Genomic DNA, 18,936 nt, shown 5'->3' on the forward strand with positions numbered 1-18,936 from the left:
TTATCCTCCGCCGCACTATCGGTTCCCGCAGGATACTTTTATCTGCATCAGGGGAGGTCGTTGTGTCTTTGAAAGGACTGCGTTTTACGCTGGACGTGGCCGGGCTGGGGCAAAAAACCTTCGCCGTGGTGAATTTTGTGTTAAGGCAGCGCCACTCATTTCCGTTTGTGCTGGATATTGATGTTGCCAGCGATTCTTTCGGAGAGACCGCAGAAAAGCTACTGGAGAAAAATGCCACCCTGACTATCTGGCAGGGCAATACTCCTCAGCGCTATGTCAGCGGTATCGTTACCCGGTTTGGGATGAAAGAGTACAACGGCTGGCAGATGTGCTACAGCCTAACCATCACTCCTCCCCTCTGGCGCAGCGGTCTGCGCCAGAATTTTCGCATCTTCCAGCAACAGGACATTCAGACCATTTCCGCCACCCTGCTGGAGGAGAACGGCATTACTGACTGGAAGCCCTGGTTTTATGAAGACCACCCGGCGCGAGAATTCTGCGTTCAGTATGGTGAGACGGACCTTACGTTTCTTACCAGGCTGTGGTCAGAGGAAGGTATTTTCTTTTTTGATCGTTTTGCTGCTGACAGCCCGGCGCAGACACTGACACTATGCGATAACGTTGCCGGATTATCCGATGCCGGTGAACTGCCATTCAATCCAAACTGTTCATTAGAAATTACCATTCCGAGTGTCAGTACCTTCAGTTACCAGGCTCAAATCCGCCCCTATTCCGTAGAAACTCAGGACTACACCTTTAAAATGCCGAAGTGGCCCGGGTATTACGGACATTCTGGTGAAAATCTGAACGGACAGAGGAAGCAGTATGAAGTCTTTGACTGGCCGGGGCGTTTTAAGGATGAACAACACGGGCAGGATTTCGCCCGCTACCAGATAGAGGGCTGGCGTAACAATGCGGAAACCGCCGCCTGTATCAGCAACTCTCCCCTACTGTGGCCGGGCACAACCTTCTCACTTACCGGGCATCCGGTAAACACGCTTAACCAAAAATGGCAGGTTGTCAGCAGCGTTCTGACGGGAAAACAGCCACAGGCGATGAAAGGCGGACAGGGTATGGGCACCACGCTGAATAATCAGTTTGAAGTGATCCCCGCCGACAGAACCTGGCGACCGCAGCCGTTGATAAAGCCAAAAGTGGATGGTCCACAAAATGCCATTGTCACTGGGCCGTCGGGCGAAGAAATCTTCTGCGATGAGCATGGTCGTGTGCGGGTGCGCTTTCACTGGGACCGTTATCATAAAAGCAATGAGGATAGTTCCTGCTGGATACGGGTGTCGCAGGCGTGGGCGGGTGCCGGGTTCGGCAATCTGGCCATTCCGCGCGTGGGTCAGGAGGTCATCGTGGACTTCCTCAATGGCGACCCAGACCAGCCCATCATTATGGGGCGTACCTATCACGACGATAACCGCTCCCCCGGCAGCCTGCCCGGCACGAAAACACAGATGACCATTCGCTCAAAAACCTATAAGGGCGGCGGGTTTAATGAACTGCGTTTTGAGGATGCGACCGGGCAGGAGCAGGTGTATATCCATGCGCAGAAAGACATGGACACCGATGTACTGAATAACCGTACCACTGACGTGACGGCAAACCACCGGGAAACGATCGGCGGTAATCAGCTTATCACCGTGAAGCAAAACCAGATACAGACAGTGTTGCAGAACCAGAAAGAGACCGTGGGCCAGAATCAGAGTGTCACCGTGGGCATGAATCAGGCGGAAACGGTGGGGATTGTCCGCGCCCTGAGCGTGGGGGTGGCATACCAGACTACGGTGGGTGGAGTGATGAACACCTCGGTGGCGCTGATGCAGTCCTCACAGGTCGGTATTCAGAAATCCCTGCTGGTTGGCAAAGGGTATGACGTCAGCGTGGGGGAAAACGTCAGCTTCACGGTAGGCAAAACCCGGACAGAAAGCGCCGGAAAGGTGGCGGTGTACTCTGCCGGAGAACATCTGGAGTTGCGTTGTGGACAGGCGCGCCTGGTGCTGACGCAGGACGGCAAAATCTTCCTTAACGGCACGGCTATTAATCTTCAGGGCGTGCAAACACTCAGTGGCGACGCGCTGATGATTAACTGGAACTGCGGCGCAGCGGAAGACCCGCCGAAGGTGCCGGAAGAAAGCAGCAGTCAGCCGCCGGATATGCGTAAGTACTGAGTCAACGGCTGCGCATTTGCGTTTATGTAAAACGATAACAGTAAATTCAGCATTATCAGAAGGATTTGTCTATGAGCGGAAAACCGGCGGCGCGTCAGGGCGACGGCACCATGAAGGGTGGCCCGATAATCCAGGGCTCTGCGGGTGTGATGATTGGCGCACCTACCGGCGTGGCCTGCTCGGTCTGCCCGGGAGGGATGACTTCCGGTAACCCGGTCAATCCGTTGCTGGGTGCAAAGGTGCAGCCCGGTGAAACCGATTTCGCCCTGCCGGGTCCGTTGCCGTTTGTGCTCTCGAGGACTTACAACAGCTACCGGACGAAAACGCCTGCACCGGTGGGTATTTTTGGCCCCGGCTGGAAAGCCCCTTTCGACATCCGCTTACAGCTTCGCAATGAGGAACTGATACTCAACGACAATGGCGGACGCAGTATTCACTTTGACCCGCTGTTTCCCGGTGAAACGGCCTTCAGCCGCAGCGAGTCGCTCTGGCTGGCGCGGGGCGGCGTTCCGGCGCTGCATGAAAGCAATCCGCTGCACATACTCTGGCAGTCGTTGCCGGAAGACATCCGCACCAGTCCACATGTCTATCTGGCGACCAGCAGCGCACAGGGGCCGTGGTGGATACTCGGCTGGTCTGAGCGCGTACCGGGAGCGGATGAGGCGCTGCCCGCCCCGCTGCCGCCGTACCGGGTGCTGACCGGGCTGGCTGACCGTTTCGGGCGCACACAAACCTTTCACCGGGACGCCGACGGGGAATTTACCGGGAATATCACCGCCGTGACCGACGGCGCAGGCCGCCGCTTCCGGCTGGTACTGACCACGCAGGCACAGCGGGCGGAGGCGGCGCGTAAACAGGCGGTCTCCTCCGGCGTCAGGGCGCCGGAATACCCGCAGACGATGCCGGTCACCGGCTACGGCGCAGACCGCGGTATTCGTCTTGAGGCCGTGTGGCTGACCCACGACCCGGAATACCCGGAAAATCTTCCCGTACTGCCACAGGTCCGCTATGCGTACACCTCGCGCGGCGAGCTGTCGGCGGTGTATGACCGCAGCGATACGCCGGTGCGGGGCTTCAATTATGACGATAAACATCCGGGACGCATGACGGCGCACCAGTACGCCGGACGGCCCCGGACCACCTACCGCTATGATGCGGCCGGTCGTGTGGTGGCGCAGCATAACCCGGCCGGGCTGAGCTACACGTATGAATATGAGAAAAATGCCGTCACCATCACCGACAGCCTGAACCGCCGGGAGGTGCTTTACACCGAAGGCGAAGGCGGGCTGAAGCGGGTAGTGAAACAGGAACGCTCCGATGGCAGCGCCATTCACAGTGAATACGACCCGGCAGGGAGACTTATTGCACAGACCGATGCGGCGGGCCGCAAGACGGAATACCGCCTGAGTCCCGGCTCCGGCCAGTTAAAAGAAATCGTCGCGCCAGACGGCAGGCGTACTGAATTTTATTACAACAGCCAGCGCCAGTTGACGGACACCGTATACCCGGACGGCCTGCAAAGCCGGCAGGAATACGACATTCAGGGCAGACTCATCGCCGACACCCTGCGCGACGGCAGCACCACCCGCTGGTTTTATGACAACCCGCACAGCGAATACCCGTCCGCCACCGAAGATGCCACCGGCAGCCGGAAACAGATGACGTGGAGCCGCTACGGGCAGTTGCTGAGCTTCACCGACTGCTCAGGCTACCAGACCCGTTACGAATATGACCGCTTCGGTCAGGTCACTGCCCTTCATCAGGAAGAAGGCCTCAGCCAGTACCGTGCTTACGATGACCGGGGCAGACTGGTCAGCCAGAAAAATGCACAGGGCCACGAAACCCGCTATGAGTACAGCATCGCGGGCGACCTGATGGTCGTGCTCCACCCGGACGGCAGCAGGCAGACCACAGAGTATGATGCCGCTGGACACCCGGTGAGCACCACCACTGGCGGCCTGACCCGGCAGATGACCTACGATGCCGCAGGCCGTGTGACGCAACTGACCAACGAAAACGGCAGCCACACCACTTTCACTTATGATGTGCTGGACAGGCTGGTGCAGGAAACGGGCTTTGACGGCAGGACGCAGCGTTATCAGTACGGTATTACCGGGCAGCTTATCCGCAGTGAGGACGAAAGCCTCGTCACCCTCTGGCATTACGATGCGTCAGACCGGCTGACATACCGAACGGTGAATGACGAGGAGGCAGAACGCTGGCAGTACAACGAGCACGGCTGGCTGGCCGAAGTCAGCCATCTCAGCGACGGCCACCGCGTCGCCGTGCAGTATGAGTACGATAAACAGGGACGGATGAACCTTGAACGCCAGACAGTGCAGCATCCCGAAACGGGAGAGCTGCTGTGGCAGCACGAAACCCGGCACGATTACAGCGATAAGGGACTGCCGGACCGCGTGACACCGGACGCCCTTCCCCCGGTAGAATGGCTCACTTACGGCAGCGGTTATCTGACCGGCATGAAGCCCGGCGACACGCCGCTGGTTGAGTTCACCCGCGACCGCCTGCACCGGGAAACGCAGCGCCGCTTCGGCGAATACGACCTGACCACGGTATACACCCCGGCCGGTCAGCTACAGCGCCATCACCTCAGCATTCTTCAGCTTAACCGCGACTACACCTGGAACAGCGGCGGGCAGCTGGTCCGCATCCGCGGGCAGCATGAGCAGCGGGATTATCAGTACGGCGACGCCGGAAGGTTGCTCTGTACACATATCACATCGCCCCACCACGACCTGGCGCAGTGGACGTTCACCGACCCGGCGGGCAACCGGACAGCGCAGCAGGATAAATACCCGATGCTGCCGGAACGCTTCCCGGATAACCGCATCACCCAGGATGTGGAGAACTTTTATCATTATGACGAACACGGCAGGCTGACAGAGAAAGACGAGCGCCGGATACGCCCGCACGGCAGCGTCGTGCATCATTACCGCTATGATAACCAGCACCGGCTGACGCACTACCGCCGGATGCAACAGGGCAACGTGCTGACGGAAAGCCGTTATCTTTACGACCCGCCGGGCCGCCGCGTCAGCAAACGGGTGTGGGCATGTACGGTATTTCACGATGGCTCGTGTTCACAGCCGGCACTGCAGGAAACCGTGTGGTACGCCTGGGATGGCAACCGGCTGACCACCACGCAGACGGACAAAACACGCATCCAGACGGTGTACCTGCCGGGGAGCTTCACGCCGCTCATCCGTATTGAAACGGCAACCGGAGAACTGACCAGAGCCATCCGCCGCACGCTGGCGGAGAAATTTCAACAGGAAGCAAACGTGACCTTCCCGCCGGAACTGGTGGCGAGGGTGGATAATCTGGAAGCGGAACTACGGCGCGGGGAACTCAGCGAAGCAAATCAACAGTGGCTGACACAGTGCGGGCTGACGCCGGAACAGATGAAAAATCAGCTGGAGCCGGAATACACGCCGGAACGCAAAATCCACCTGTACCACTGCGACCACCGGGGCCTGCCGCTGGCACTGATTGACGTTAACGGGGCCATTGCATGGCGCGCAGAGTTTGATGAATGGGGGAATGTGCTGCGGGAAGATAACCCGCATAACCTGGAACAGCTCATCCGTCTGCCGGGGCAGCAGTGGGATAAAGAGACCGGACTGTACTATAACCGGCACCGGTATTACGACCCAGCACAGGGAAGATATATCACGCAGGATCCGATAGGGTTGATGGGGGGATGGAATCCTTACACGTATCCGCTGAATCCTTTGTCCAAAATAGATCCATTAGGATTATCTGCGTGGAGTGATGCAAAGTCGGGAGCATGTACAGAAGGAATATGTCAGTTGTTTTCACCTTTTATCGGGCCAGAGAAATTTGATAATCAAGAAACCGCTGCTTTTGAAGCACTAAAGAAAATAAATGGATTATCAATAGTAAATAATAGGGAATATGCAGGTATGATATGTAAGGATAATAAAGGGGAATATTTTTCCACGAAACCTAAGGAGGGTACGGATTCCAGTTCTAACTCACTGAGTAGCCCATGTCCTGCTGGTTCAGCATCCACGGGAGCCTATCATACTCATGGTGCATATAATCGGCACTATAAAAACGAAGAATTTTCTCCTGCGGACATTAACTATTCTAAAAAACATGCCCTTAATGGGTATTTAGGTACACCAGAAGGGCGTTTTGGAAAAATGGATTCCGACGGTGAAAATATTATATATTCTGAATCTAATGCTTTACCCACAACTTTTGATATTCGGTAGGTGTAAACCGTGAAGAACTCATTTATATCACTTGCTTGGATATTGTTTGCAATATCACACTCAGCATTTGGAAGAGAAAATTCAGTGGATTTTTTAGTAAATAGCCGTGAAATGGCTTTGGAACTATCATATGTTTATGTTAAATATATATATGGAAAAGAAAAGGCGGAATTTCAAAAGCCATATAGTATCACAGATGACAATGCTTATTGGAAGATAGAGGGAAAACAACCGGAGACGTTAGGGGGGAATTTTACAATACTAATAGCGAAAAAAGATGGTCAGGTGTTAAATGTAATACACACAAAATAATCTACTGTGCATATATTCGAATATTTTACTAGGGTGTATCTCTTAACCCGAATAGAACCGGAATATATACCGGAGAGAAAAATCCACCTGTACCACTGCGACCACCGGGGGCTGCCGCTGGTGCTGATTGACATTAACGGACGGGTTGCGTGGCGCGCAGAGTTTGACGAATGGGAAATGTGCTGCGGGAAGATAACCCGCATAACCTGGAACAGCTCATCCGTCTGCCGGGACAGCAATGGGATAAAGAAACGGGGTTGTACTATAACCGGCACCGGTATTACGACCCTGAGCAGGGAAGATATATCACGCAGGATCCGATTGGATTAATGGGAGGTTGGAATTTGTATCAATATCCGCTGGATCCGATACAAATAATAGATCCTTTAGGGTTATCTGGCTGGGATGGATTAGGCAATTGGCTCAGCCAGCCAGGTATGAAAGAGGCTTATAATCATGCAGCAGGTGAAGCCGAAGGTCCAATTGCAAAACCTATATCCGAATGGGAATTTTCCGAATGGAATGTGGTTAAAGGAAGTAATCATCTCGGGACTAATTATATAAATGTGTATGCAATGTGTAAGGATCAATTTGATAACACAAAGTCTGTTGCTGCAAAAGTTTTTCAAACCGGTTTGTTTCCGTTGAATGAAATTGAAGCAGGGAAAGGGATACCTGACCCTAGCGAAAATATTGGAAGTAAATCAGCTCCTGTAAACACCGCTGCAGATTGCATTGAGAATCTCGTAAAAGCTCATTCAAGGGCATTAACGTGCGGTTCAAAAAATGGTTATGAATGCTTCATGGATACAGTTGCGACCCCAGAGTTAGGGAATAAATTATGCGGATAGACTGAGTAAAACCATAATGAATAAATATATAAACAAGATTTCTGAATTGCCATCACGAATAGGATTGACACTTTCTTATATCATATGTATAAATCTAATTGCATTTATGAGGAACTCTTTTAGAATTATTATGTGGTATATTTTTAATGATTCTTTCCAAAACATCTGGCTAATAAAAATTTCAAATGCAATAGCTTACTCCATGTTATTTTGGTGTGGTTGCATTGCTGGCCATTTAATACAAAAAAAAGTATATTTCATTCTTCATTAGTCGTAGCTTTAGGTGTTATGTATACTTTTTTACTTTCAGGCGTAGGACCAAATGACTATATTTTGCTTCTTGAAGGCATATCAACTGGCGCTGCTTTAGGTGGGATTGGAGGAGGATGCTCACTAATAGTAAGAAAACTTCGACATTCGAAAAGTAAGAAATGAGGATAAAGAAAGTCCAGGCTGATTGTTCAAATTGGCCTGGCAGAGTTAAGTTAGTAAAAAACTCCACTGCGCCTATAGGGAAGTGCAGCTAATCATTCGTTCGCAGAATTTGATGAGCGTGGGAACCTATTGCTAAAAGATAACCCGCAGAACCTGGAATAGCTTATTCGCCTGCCGGAGCAACAATACGATGAAGAGACGGGGCTGTACTATAATCGGCACCGGTACTACGACCCTGCACAGGGAAGGTATATCACGCAGGATCCGATTGGATTGCAGGGAGGGTGGAACCTTTATAAATATCCGCTGAATCCAGTATTAGTTATAGATCCCTATGGGTTAAATAACCTGGATTTTATTGTTAATAATAATGGGATAGGTCATGTTGGTTTGCATATGGGAAGTGGTGATAACGAGTTATTATATGATACTGGTGGATCTTATATGACCCCCGAAGGAATACCATCGGGAAGTGGTGGTACTTTCTCGGGAAGTGACGCTAATTTGAATAATTTTTTAAAATATCAATTTGAAGATGGTTCGGATGTGAACGTTTATAGTTTCGAAATAACTCCAGATGAGGACAGGAAAATTAGAGAGGCTATAGATGAACAAGGTGGATGTTCACCATTTTTTTGTGCATCATGTTCCAGTAGTGTTTTAAATGGCATTGGCCCTTTTAAAAATCTGGGAAAAATTCAGACGCCGTGGGGAATGAAAGATGCTATGTCAAATATCCGTTACCCTAAGCCAAATAAACCATGGGGTTCATGGTTTATAACTCCAGCATATTAGTCGGTGTTAATTATGAGAATAGCACGCCTATCTCTACCTATTTTCTCAATAATTATTCATTTCTTTATTGTGAAGACATATGTGTTTAAAACATTAAATCATTACACTTACGATTACTTGACGGTTTTTTATGTTTTGTTTTTGATTTCTGGAATTGTGTCCTTTTTGAAGAAAACTATTTTCATGGATGCGGTTTTCTGTGTTATCACCCCTTATATTTCATCAGTGATAAGTTTTTTTTATGTTTCTATAAAAACATCACCTCATGTTGTAATAAATGATTTGTGGTCGAGTATTATAATTGGTTCATTATTGCCATATATTGCATTCTATGCTTGGTTTTTGTCGGCAGTCTTGATTGTTGAGCGGTTGGGAATATACTGTCTGTGCAAATTTATTAAAAATTCCTGAATTCGAATTACAATGTACTCATGTGAACCGGAGAACAAAAATAAGAATTCGTCTATACCTCCAATCCGTAGGTTGTTGGGAAACAACGTATCCAGTATCATGCTTAAATACACAATGAGTTTGTTCACCGAACAGATAAGAGCATAACATCGTTGCCGCCAGATATCCTTTGTGAATCTATGGATTGGTAGCATAAATTTTTTACTACCTCAATATATCGATAATTATGATTAGCATGATGTAAAGGTAATAAATTTAATATCCATGTATTCCTCAATTCACTTAAGGAAAAGATAAAATTAATGTGGTCTTGGTGATTGATAATAGCAGCGCTGATTTTTTGGTAGTTTGCATCTCATGAGAAATTGAGCAGTGCTTATAATGGTATACAGATTGTATGCGGAGGTAAGAAACGAGGCTCAAGAAAAGGTTGTTTACTTTCAAAGTTTATATAATAAAAATGATTTCTCCAATATGTATGCAAATGGAGCTAATGATTTCCCGAAAATTACAAGCAAAGAAGATTTCATAAAGTCTGATTTAATATCCAGTAATGTTATTAATGCTAATGTGGTGATGCTTACTTATCGCTCAACCTATACACATTATTCATTAGTAGAGGAGTTTACTCTAATGAGAAAGGATGATAGTGATAAATTGCGTTTAGGAACGTATTTTATTGATGACGGTGGCAAGCGTGGGAAAGTAATAAAACTATAAGGGTGTTTTTCGAACGTTTTGGTAAGGATGTATACGAGAAAGGTAATAACTCCAACAAAATGCCTATTAAATTGCCAGGATGATTACCTAGTTTGAATATGCATCCATAAAATAGATTGGTATTTATCCAATAACTCCTTTCTTATATTAAAATTAAATTGCTCATGTTTTTTATAGCTGCTTAATTTTTCATACTCCATAAAATCATGTTTCTTCAGCAACCAGTAATCAGCAATCATTGCCGCCTGTTGTTCCATAGAGTAAAAAATAAAATGAGGCTCACCAAGATGATATGAATCCCAGCGTGTTGATGCATAGGTATTATCATGAAAAGAAGAGTCATGCCGATAATATTGCCAGACAAAAGAAATGGCAAATATAAACAAATGAGGATATGTTACAGAATCATGGTAGTTTGTATAATCGGCTGAAAAATCAGATTTATACTCGTTTATACTCAAAAGAATCTCACCATTTCTGGTATTGGTTATTACTTTAGATTGATACCTTGAATGATTGCGGTCACAATATATTTTTACTCTGTCGTAGTTGATGATATTCTTAAATAGAGTTTGCGCCAGCTTTAACTCTCCGGGGGTTAACGATCTGAATAATACAGGATCAGCCCCAGAAGATAACCCTGGCTCTGTGAATAGTTCCTGACAGTCTCTCAGAATAGTGCCTTCATGATCAAAAGAAGCGTTCCTTAATATCCTTTCGCACATTACAACCTCCATTTATTTTACTTCAGCATACGCCCCGAACGGAAAAATTCAATAAAAAAGAACAAATTTAAATTTCACCTACCGCATATACATTGCTACATTTTCATTTACCGAAATTGTGAATAATCCTTGCGGAAATTGGTTCAGACATATATTCCCTGCGTAACCATCAACCGCATAGGATCATTTGGTGATGCTATACAATGATTGGTCTACGGCCAGACGTCCTGGCACCACAACGGGGATCGGTTCGGGTACGTTGAAGCAAAAAAGTACGCGATGTACCCGTTACGCCGTTAAGGCATTAATCATGTGTTCCAGTGCGGGTGTCGCCTGTTGCTGGTCATACACGATGTACAAATCAGCCGGAATACGCTCTTCTAATGGACGGAACACCACACCCGGCCAGTTCATCTGCGCGTAGCTGTCGGCAATCAGCGTAATGCCAATTCCCATACTGATCATCGCCAGTACCGTTTGCGGCTCCATCACTTCACGTATGATCATCGGAGAGAACCCCGCACTCTGGCAAACGCGTTGCAGGAATGCCCAGTCAGTGTGTATCGAAGGCATGGTGACGAAATATTCGTTACGCAGGGCTTCTAATGGTACGGTCTCCCGCACAGTCAGCGCATGCTCTTCTGGCATCGCCACCAGAAAAGAGGATTCATGCAATCGCAGGCTGGTAAACCCAGGCGCTGGCTCAACCGCCATTCGCCAGACACCGGCATCCAGTTCACGTCGCTCCAGCATGGCCATCTGCATCGCTGGCATATTTTCACGAAACAGCACCTCAACGTTAGGATTGTCCTTCAGGAATTGCCGCATTACCGGGCGCATTTTTCCCCACATCGCCGTGCCGATCACGCCCAGTTCGATCCGCCCTGCCTCACCGCGCCCGATCTGTTCGACGCGTGCTAACACCTGGCTGGCGCTGGAAAGCAGACGTCGTGACTCTTCCATCAGGATTTTCCCTGCATGGGTCAACGCTACGCTGCGCGAATGGCGGATAAACAGCAGCGTGCCGAGCTCCTGTTCCAGCTCTTTAATATGAATACTCAATGGAGGCTGCGACATATTCAGACGAGCGGCGGCGCGTCCAAAATGTAACTCTTCGGCGACAGCAAGAAAATAACGCAGTAACTTGAGATCGATACGAGGCGTGCGTTCCATGGGTAATGCGCTCCTGAGGAGAGGACTGATGCGCCAAATTACCACATTGCGTCGCAGAACAGGAACGACGGGCAACATATGCCCGCCGCAAAGGGGGATTAACGGGCCAGCGAGGGCTGTGCCTGCTTTTCAGGTTCATGCTTGTACTTAAAGCACAGCGCAAAAATCACCGCCAGCACCAGGGCATACGCCGCAAAGACCAGCCAGATAGTTTGCCAGTCCTTCACGCCATCCACTGAGAAGTAATCCACCGCCATACCGCTCAGGATGGAGCCAACCCACGCGCCGACGCCATTGACCATCGTCATAAACAGCCCCTGCGCACTGGCACGAATTTTCGAATCCACTTCCTGTTCAACGAAGACCGAGCCTGAAATGTTGAAGAAATCGAATGCGCAACCGTAGACGATCATCGACATCAGCAGCAGAACAAATCCGAGTGGAGACGGGTCGCCAAAGGCAAAGAAGCCAAAGCGCAATGTCCACGCCAGCATGCTCATCAGCATGACCGTTTTGATGCCAAAGCGTTTGAGGAAGAACGGGATAGTCAGAATAAAGCCGACTTCCGCCATCTGCGAGACAGAGAGTAAGATGGACGGGTATTTCACCACAAAACTGTCGGCAAACTGCGGATCGCGGGCAAAGTCGTGCAGGAAGGGGTTACCAAAAACGTTGGTAATTTGCAGCACTGCACCCAGCATCATGGCAAACAGAAAGAAAATCGCCATCCGCGGATTTTTAAACAGCACAAACGCATCCAGCCCCAGCTTACTGGCAAACGACGCGCTCGCTTTCTTCTCGGCGACCGGAATTTTCGGCAGCGTGAGTGCGTAGGCAGCCAGTAGCAGCGATGCGCCAGACGCAATGTACAGTTGCGCATTGCTCAGCTCCAGGCCCATCAGGCTGACGGTCCACATCGCAACGATAAAACCAATCGTGCCAAAAACGCGAATAGGCGGAAATGCCGTCACCGGATCCTGCCCTGATTGCGCCAGACAGGAATATGAGACACTGTTGGAAAGCGAAATCGTCGGCATGAAGGCCATTGCGTTGATCAACATCACCCAGAACATGGTGTCCGGATCGGTCACCGTCGTCGCGTAGAGCAGCGCGCCCGCACAGAGCAGATGACAAAGCATATAAGCACGCTCTGCCCGCAGCCATTTGTCCGCAATAATCCCCATAATGCCGGGCATAATAATCGCCGCCAGCCCTTTTGAGCTGTACACCATACCCACGTTGGCACCGGTAAAATGAAGGGTGTTAATCATGTATGAACCCAGGGTGACCAGCCAGCTTCCCCAGATAAAATATTGCATAAACGACATGATCTTTAATCGGGACGCAATACCCATTTTTTTCTTCCTTGCCGTAGAGTACGAACCCCGCCTGCTGGCGGGGTCATTATTATTATCGGTTTCAGGCCAGTTTACGCAGGAACCCGCAAATCAGGTCGATAAAGTTCTGACGTGAAAGTTCAGCCGCCGCCAGGGTTTGCGCGTGCGAGAGTTTCACATCCCCCAGCCCTTCCGCCAGATTGGTGATCGCCGACACGGCAACCACTTTCAGTCCGCAGTGGCGGGCGGTGATAACTTCAGGTACCACCGACATCCCCACCACATCGCCGCCGATAATTTGCATCATGCGAATCTCTGCGGCCGTCTCAAAGTTAGGTCCCGGATAAGAAACAAATACGCCTTCACTCAGCGTAAAACCCTCGTCGGCAGCTACGGTCTGTAAAATCGCACGATAATCGGCATCATAGGCATTCGCCAGCGAGAAGAAACGCTCACCAAAGCGTTCATCGTTCGGCCCAACCATCGGCGTTCCTGGCATGGTGTTGATATGGTCACTCAGCGCCACCAGACTCCCTGGCCCCACTTCCGGACGCAGAGACCCCGCCGCATTGGTGCAGAACAGCAGTTCGCAACCCAGTAGCCTCATTGTGCGAATAGCGTCGGTCATCACGGTCATGCCGCGCCCCTCGTAGAAGTGCCCGCGTCCTTTCATACAGGCGACCGGAACCCCGGCCAGATGACCGAGCACTAACTCACCGGCATGCCCGTGAACGGTACTCACCGGGAACCCAGGCAGCTTCTCGTAAGAGATCGCCACCACATCTTCTATCTGCTCAGCCAGCGCGCCTAAACCCGATCCAAGGATAAAAGCGACGCGCGGCGTGAAGTCAGGTTTATAGCCGCGGATAATATCAGCGCTGTTCCAGGGATTCTGGGAAAAGTGGGAGTCGGTCATGAGATGTCCTTATAATCAGCTAGTCACTCATTGAGTGAGGGAGGTAATGGTTATAGCGAGAGTACGCAATCGATTACCAATACAGTTTTCCCGGATGATCGATAGCAAATGTATATCAATCCTGGGCCCGGCAGGCGCGTATGAAGGCTAATTGTCCCTGCCAGAAATAGGAGGATGCACTGAAGGTCTGTCTTTCTATGCCGATATCGTAGGTTTAATGGCAAAAGGAAACCACGATGACCACCATCAACGTCTCAACCCCTTCCGTTCAAAGCGGCGGGAGTAGCGCAAAAACCGCTTCAGGTAACAGTACCGCCGCGCAGATCGCCCAGATTGTGGAGAAAATCACCCAACTGACGCAGAAGCTCAAAGAGGTGCCGGATAGCACTGGCAGCGCGGAAGAGAAGAAAAAACAACAAGAAATGCTCCAGACACAGATCAAAGTGTTGCAGGCACAACTGGCGCAGTTACAGCACCAGCAGGCCGAAGAAGCTCAGCAAAAGCAGGAACAAGCCCAGGTAAACGCGCAAGGCGTTAATCATCCTTCCGACGACCATCAGATTGATGTTTATATCTGATAAAGCGGATCCTGCGCACGTAAATTTGTTAATGCATTCGCCTGGGTGCGAACGACCTCCCACAGCGCCTGGGCGGCTGTCGACAGCGAGCGATTCTTGCGACGCGCCAGCATCAGTTGCCGCTCCACCACCGGCGTCAGTCGCTTCACCTGCAAGTGGCTCCCCTGCGGCAACGGTAAGGCCAGCGCAGGCAGAATACTGATACCTATTCCCGCTTCTACCATCGGAAACAGCGTCGCCGGATGACCAATCTCCTGCACAATATTGGCCTCTATCGCAAAGTGCGCAAGCGCCGCGTCAATGAGCGGCCGGCTACCCGATGCATAATCCTGTAAGACCAGCCGTTCCTCCCGGAGATCCTGCCAGTTCACCCATTCCCGTGTCGCCAGCGGGTGTGACTCATGGCAAAGCAGGAGAAAAGGTTCGGAGAGCACAGCTTCACATTGCAGATCGCTCACCGCCCCCGGATCAATCACAATGCCAAAATCCACTTCTCCCTGGCGGATACTCTCCAGTACCCACTGCTGCGGTCGATCGTGCAGGACAAAATCGATCGCCGGATAGCGCAAGTTACTTTGCGCAATGCACTGCGGAATGAGATGGGCGGAGATCGTCTGGCTTGCCGCCACGCGGACCGTCCCGGTGAGTTGCGTGCCCACCCTACCCGCTTCACGCAGCGTGATGTGTAGTTCATCCAGCAGTCGCTCCAGACGACCCGCCAGTTGTTGACCGGCGTCCGTCAGCACCACTTCTCGCGTCGTGCGATCCAGCAGTTTAACGCCCGTCTGGCGCTCTAGCTCTTTAATACTGTGGCTCACTGCCGACTGACTCAGGCCAATGCACTCGCCTGCACGGCTAAAACTTTTTTCCTGGGCTACAGTGACAAACACCCGAAGTTGACGCAGTGAATAATTCATCGATTCGATTCATATATAGATGCAATAAATCAATTTTATTTCTCAAAATGAAAAACGCAAAATAAGGACACCGAATTCCTGGAGTATTTATGAATATTTTTCGTATCCTCGATCCGTTTACGCTGACCCTGATTACGGTCGTCCTGCTGGCCTCATTTTTCCCCGCTGAGGGAGATTTTGTGCCTGTTGTTGAAGGCATCACCACCGCGGCCATCGCGCTCCTGTTCTTTATGCACGGAGCAAAGCTTTCGCGCGAAGCCATTATCGCGGGCGGCAGTCACTGGCGGTTACACCTGTGGGTGATGTGTAGCACCTTCATTCTGTTCCCGGTGCTCGGCGTATTGTTTGCCTGGTGGGCGCCGGTCAACGTTGATCCGATGCTGTACACCGGCTTTCTGTATCTGTGCATTTTGCCCGCTACGGTACAGTCGGCGATTGCCTTTACCTCGCTGGCGGGCGGTAACGTTGCGGCGGCGGTCTGCTCAGCCTCGGCCTCCAGCCTGCTGGGGATTTTCCTCTCCCCGCTGTTGGTTGGTCTGGTGATGAATATTCATGGCGCAGAAGGCAGTCTGGAGCAGGTCGGGAAAATCATGCTGCAACTGCTGTTGCCGTTTGTGCTCGGGCACCTTTCCCGCCCGTGGATCGGCAAGTGGGTCGCACGAAATAAAAAATGGATTGCGAAGACCGATCAAACGTCAATTTTGCTGGTGGTTTATTCCGCCTTCAGTGAAGCCGTCGTGAACGGGATCTGGCACAAAGTGGGCTGGGGATCGCTGCTGTTTATCGTCGTGGTCAGCATCGTGTTGCTCGCCATCGTGATTGCTGTAAACATCGTTGTGGCGCGCAAATGCGGCTTCAACAAAGCCGACGAAATCACGATTGTTTTCTGCGGGTCGAAAAAGAGTCTGGCAAACGGCGTCCCCATGGCCAACATCCTTTTCCCGACGTCCGTCATTGGGATGATGGTGCTGCCGCTGATGATCTTCCACCAGATTCAGTTGATGGTCTGTGCAGTACTGGCTCGCCGCTATAAGCGCCAGACCGAACAGTTACAGGAGCAGCAGGACAGCCGCGCCGCCAAAGCTTAAAGCGGGCGCTTCAGGGGCTGAACCAGCTGGCTCAGCCCTTCGGTTTTGATTAGCAGCGTAATTTGCATCAGCTCGCCCAGTTTACCCGCCGGAAACTCATCCTTGCGGGCAAACCACAGCAGATACTCTTCTGGCACATCGATCAGCCGACGCCCTTTATATTTACCAAACGGCATCACCGTGTTGGCAATCTCAACGAGCTGCTCTTTCTCCATCTCAGACACCCAGCAGGCGGAGCATTTCCGCTTCGTCAATCACTGCAATCCCCAGCTCCTGCGCTTTTGCCAGTTTAGAACCGGCCGCTTCGCCAGCAATAACCAGATCGGTCTTCTTCGAGACGCTGCCCGCCACTTTCGCGCCGAGCTCCACCAGCCGCGCTTTAGCATCATCGCGCGACATCTGGCTCAGGCTTCCCGTCAGCACTACCGTTTTCCCGGCAAATGGACTGTCAATCTCTTCCGCATTAATCACCACCGGTGCAGGCCAGTGAATGCCTTCCGCCAGCAGTTGCCCGATGACTTCGCGATTGCTCTCTTCAGCAAAGAAATTGAACACATGGGTGGCGACCACAATGCCCACATCGGGGACTTTTTGCAGCTCGTCAATAGACGCCGCTTCCAGCGCTTCCAGAGTACCGAAGTAAGCGGCCAGACCGGCGGCCGTAGCCTCTCCAACTTCCCGGATACCGAGTGCATACAGGAAACGGGCAAAGGTGGTCGATTTCGATTTTTCCAGCGCATCCACCACGTTTTGCGCCGACTTCGGCCCCATTCGGTCGAGACCGGTCAGTTTCCCGGCTGTCAGCCGAAACAGGTCCGCCGGCGTGTGGACATACTCTTTCTCGACCAGTTGGTCGATAATTTTGTCGCCCATGCCGTCCACGTCCATCGCCCGACGAGACACAAAATGCTTGAGCGATTCTTTACGCTGCGCGCCGCAAATCAAACCGCCGGTACAGCGAGCAACCGCTTCACCTTCCACGCGCTCAACGTCTGAACCGCATACCGGGCAATGCGTCGGAAATGCTACCGGACGCGTGTCGTCCGGACGTTCGGAAAGCACCACGTTGACCACCTGCGGAATAACATCGCCAGCACGGCGAATTACCACCTTATCGCCAATGCGCAGGCCAAGACGTTCGATTTCATCGGCATTATGCAGCGTGGCGTTACTCACCAGCACACCCGCGACCTGTACCGGTTCAAGACGCGCAACGGGAGTAATTGCTCCGGTGCGTCCGACCTGGAACTCCACGTCACGAACAAAGGTCATCTGTTCCTGCGCCGGGAATTTAAAGGCCACCGCCCAGCGCGGCGCACGTGCGACGAAACCCAGTTGCTCCTGTAGCGCCATCGAGTTGACCTTAATCACCACCCCATCGATGTCGAAACCCAGCGTCGGACGGTCCTCTTCCACCTTGTGGTAAAACGCCAGCACCGCTTCCGGCGAGTCACACAGCGTCACGCGATCGCTGACCGGCAACCCCCATGCTTTGAATTGCAGCAGACGCCCCAGATGAGTATCAGGCAGTTCGCCGCCTTCCAGCACGCCAACGCCATAGCAGAAGAAAGTGAGTGGTCGCTTCGTGGTGATACGCGGATCGAGCTGGCGCAGCGAGCCCGCCGCCGCATTACGCGGGTTAGCAAACAGCTTTCCGCCCGTGCGGCGAGCATCTTCATTGATCTTTTCAAAACCCGCCTGCGGCAGGAAAACTTCGCCTCGCACTTCCAGACGCGTCGGAATGTTATCGCCGTGGAGTTTCAGCGGAATGGCGCGAATAGTCCGCACGTTTGAGGTAATGTCCTCACCGGTCGTACCATCACCACGCGTCGCTGCACTCACCAGCACCCCGTTTTCATAGAGAATGCTGACCGCCAGACCGTCCAGTTTCAGCTCACAGCACCAGGTGAGCTTGTCGCTACTCTTAAGACGGTCCTGCACGCGCTTGTTAAACGCCAGGAAACTCTCCTCATCAAAGACGTTGTCCAGCGACAACATCGGCACTTCATGACGAATCTGGCTGAAAGACGCCAGCGGCGCAGCGCCCACGCGCTGGGTCGGAGAGTCCGGAGTAATCAGCTCCGGGTGTTGCGCTTCCAGTTCACGCAGCTCGCGCATCAGGCGGTCATATTCTGCATCGGGGATTTCCGGCGCATCCATCACATGGTAAAGATACTCATGATGGCGAAGCGTGGTTCGCAGTTCGGTCAGTTGTTGTTCGATTGATTCCATATCGCACCAT

General features: G+C 51.5%; 13 protein-coding genes and 2 pseudogenes. 8 read left to right on the top strand and 7 right to left on the bottom strand.

Going from position 1 to position 18,936, the window contains the following annotated elements; translation table 11 throughout:
- Positions 1–62 precede the first annotated feature (62 nt).
- The 6 genes and pseudogenes from KI228_RS15715 to KI228_RS15740 all read left to right on the top strand — a co-directional run bounded on the left by KI228_RS15715 (position 63) and on the right by KI228_RS15740 (position 9,960).
- On the top strand, positions 63–2,177 hold the full coding sequence (locus tag KI228_RS15715) for a type VI secretion system Vgr family protein (protein WP_061069808.1): 2,115 nt from the start codon (positions 63–65) through the stop codon (positions 2,175–2,177).
- Between the two features lie 71 nt (positions 2,178–2,248).
- A complete protein-coding gene (locus KI228_RS15720) occupies positions 2,249–6,436 on the top strand; it encodes an RHS element core protein (protein WP_141227620.1) in 4,188 nt (1,395 codons plus the stop codon).
- Positions 6,437–6,445: 9 nt separating this feature from the next.
- On the top strand, positions 6,446–6,748 hold the full coding sequence (locus KI228_RS15725) for an NTF2 fold immunity protein (protein WP_224267555.1): 303 nt from the start codon (positions 6,446–6,448) through the stop codon (positions 6,746–6,748).
- 57 nt (positions 6,749–6,805) lie between these two features.
- Positions 6,806–7,599: pseudogene (locus KI228_RS15730) on the top strand (RHS repeat-associated core domain-containing protein); the annotation flags it as partial.
- A 537-nt stretch (positions 7,600–8,136) separates the two neighbouring features.
- Positions 8,137–8,376: pseudogene (locus KI228_RS24345) on the top strand (RHS repeat-associated core domain-containing protein); the annotation flags it as partial.
- 1,236 nt (positions 8,377–9,612) lie between these two features.
- Complete coding sequence (locus tag KI228_RS15740) at positions 9,613–9,960, top strand: hypothetical protein (RefSeq protein WP_061069806.1); 348 nt, start codon at positions 9,613–9,615, stop codon at positions 9,958–9,960.
- An 83-nt stretch (positions 9,961–10,043) separates the two neighbouring features.
- Here the strand turns inward: KI228_RS15740 and KI228_RS24350 are convergent, their stop codons facing one another.
- The 4 genes from KI228_RS24350 to xapA all read right to left on the bottom strand — a co-directional run bounded on the left by KI228_RS24350 (position 10,044) and on the right by xapA (position 14,111).
- Positions 10,044–10,697, bottom strand: coding sequence for a hypothetical protein (locus tag KI228_RS24350; protein ID WP_225851823.1), 654 nt, complete (start codon positions 10,695–10,697; stop codon positions 10,044–10,046).
- 276 nt (positions 10,698–10,973) lie between these two features.
- Positions 10,974–11,858, bottom strand: coding sequence for a LysR family transcriptional regulator (locus KI228_RS15750; RefSeq protein ID WP_061069805.1), 885 nt, complete (start codon positions 11,856–11,858; stop codon positions 10,974–10,976).
- 98 nt (positions 11,859–11,956) lie between these two features.
- Positions 11,957–13,213: a nucleoside permease gene (locus KI228_RS15755; protein ID WP_042999917.1), complete on the bottom strand. Its 1,257-nt coding sequence runs from the start codon at positions 13,211–13,213 to the stop codon at positions 11,957–11,959.
- Positions 13,214–13,277: 64 nt separating this feature from the next.
- A complete protein-coding gene (gene xapA, locus KI228_RS15760; RefSeq protein WP_061069804.1) occupies positions 13,278–14,111 on the bottom strand; it encodes a xanthosine phosphorylase in 834 nt (277 codons plus the stop codon).
- Between the two features lie 236 nt (positions 14,112–14,347).
- Here xapA and KI228_RS15765 point away from each other — a divergent pair, with 236 nt between their 5' ends.
- A complete protein-coding gene (locus KI228_RS15765) occupies positions 14,348–14,689 on the top strand; it encodes a FlxA-like family protein (RefSeq protein WP_042999915.1) in 342 nt (113 codons plus the stop codon).
- Here the strand turns inward: KI228_RS15765 and KI228_RS15770 are convergent.
- Positions 14,680–15,606 (bottom strand): LysR family transcriptional regulator, encoded by a 927-nt coding sequence (locus KI228_RS15770; RefSeq protein ID WP_042999914.1) that lies wholly within the window; start codon positions 15,604–15,606, stop codon positions 14,680–14,682. The two genes, KI228_RS15765 and KI228_RS15770, sit on opposite strands and share 10 nt — an antisense overlap.
- Before the next feature lie 89 nt (positions 15,607–15,695).
- Between KI228_RS15770 and KI228_RS15775 the strand changes: the two genes are divergently transcribed.
- Positions 15,696–16,694 (top strand): bile acid:sodium symporter family protein, encoded by a 999-nt coding sequence (locus tag KI228_RS15775; RefSeq protein WP_061069803.1) that lies wholly within the window; start codon positions 15,696–15,698, stop codon positions 16,692–16,694.
- Here the strand turns inward: KI228_RS15775 and KI228_RS15780 are convergent.
- Together KI228_RS15780 and ligA are read right to left on the bottom strand one after the other, a co-directional pair.
- Positions 16,691–16,909, bottom strand: coding sequence for a DUF3820 family protein (locus tag KI228_RS15780; protein ID WP_042317684.1), 219 nt, complete (start codon positions 16,907–16,909; stop codon positions 16,691–16,693). The genes KI228_RS15775 and KI228_RS15780 overlap by 4 nt on opposite strands.
- 1 nt (position 16,910) lies before the next feature.
- Positions 16,911–18,926, bottom strand: coding sequence for an NAD-dependent DNA ligase LigA (ligA, locus tag KI228_RS15785; protein ID WP_212807498.1), 2,016 nt, complete (start codon positions 18,924–18,926; stop codon positions 16,911–16,913).
- Between the last annotated feature and the right edge of the window lie 10 nt (positions 18,927–18,936).

Source organism: Citrobacter amalonaticus, assembly GCF_018323885.1.
Classification (GTDB): Bacteria; Pseudomonadota; Gammaproteobacteria; order Enterobacterales; family Enterobacteriaceae; genus Citrobacter_A; species Citrobacter_A amalonaticus.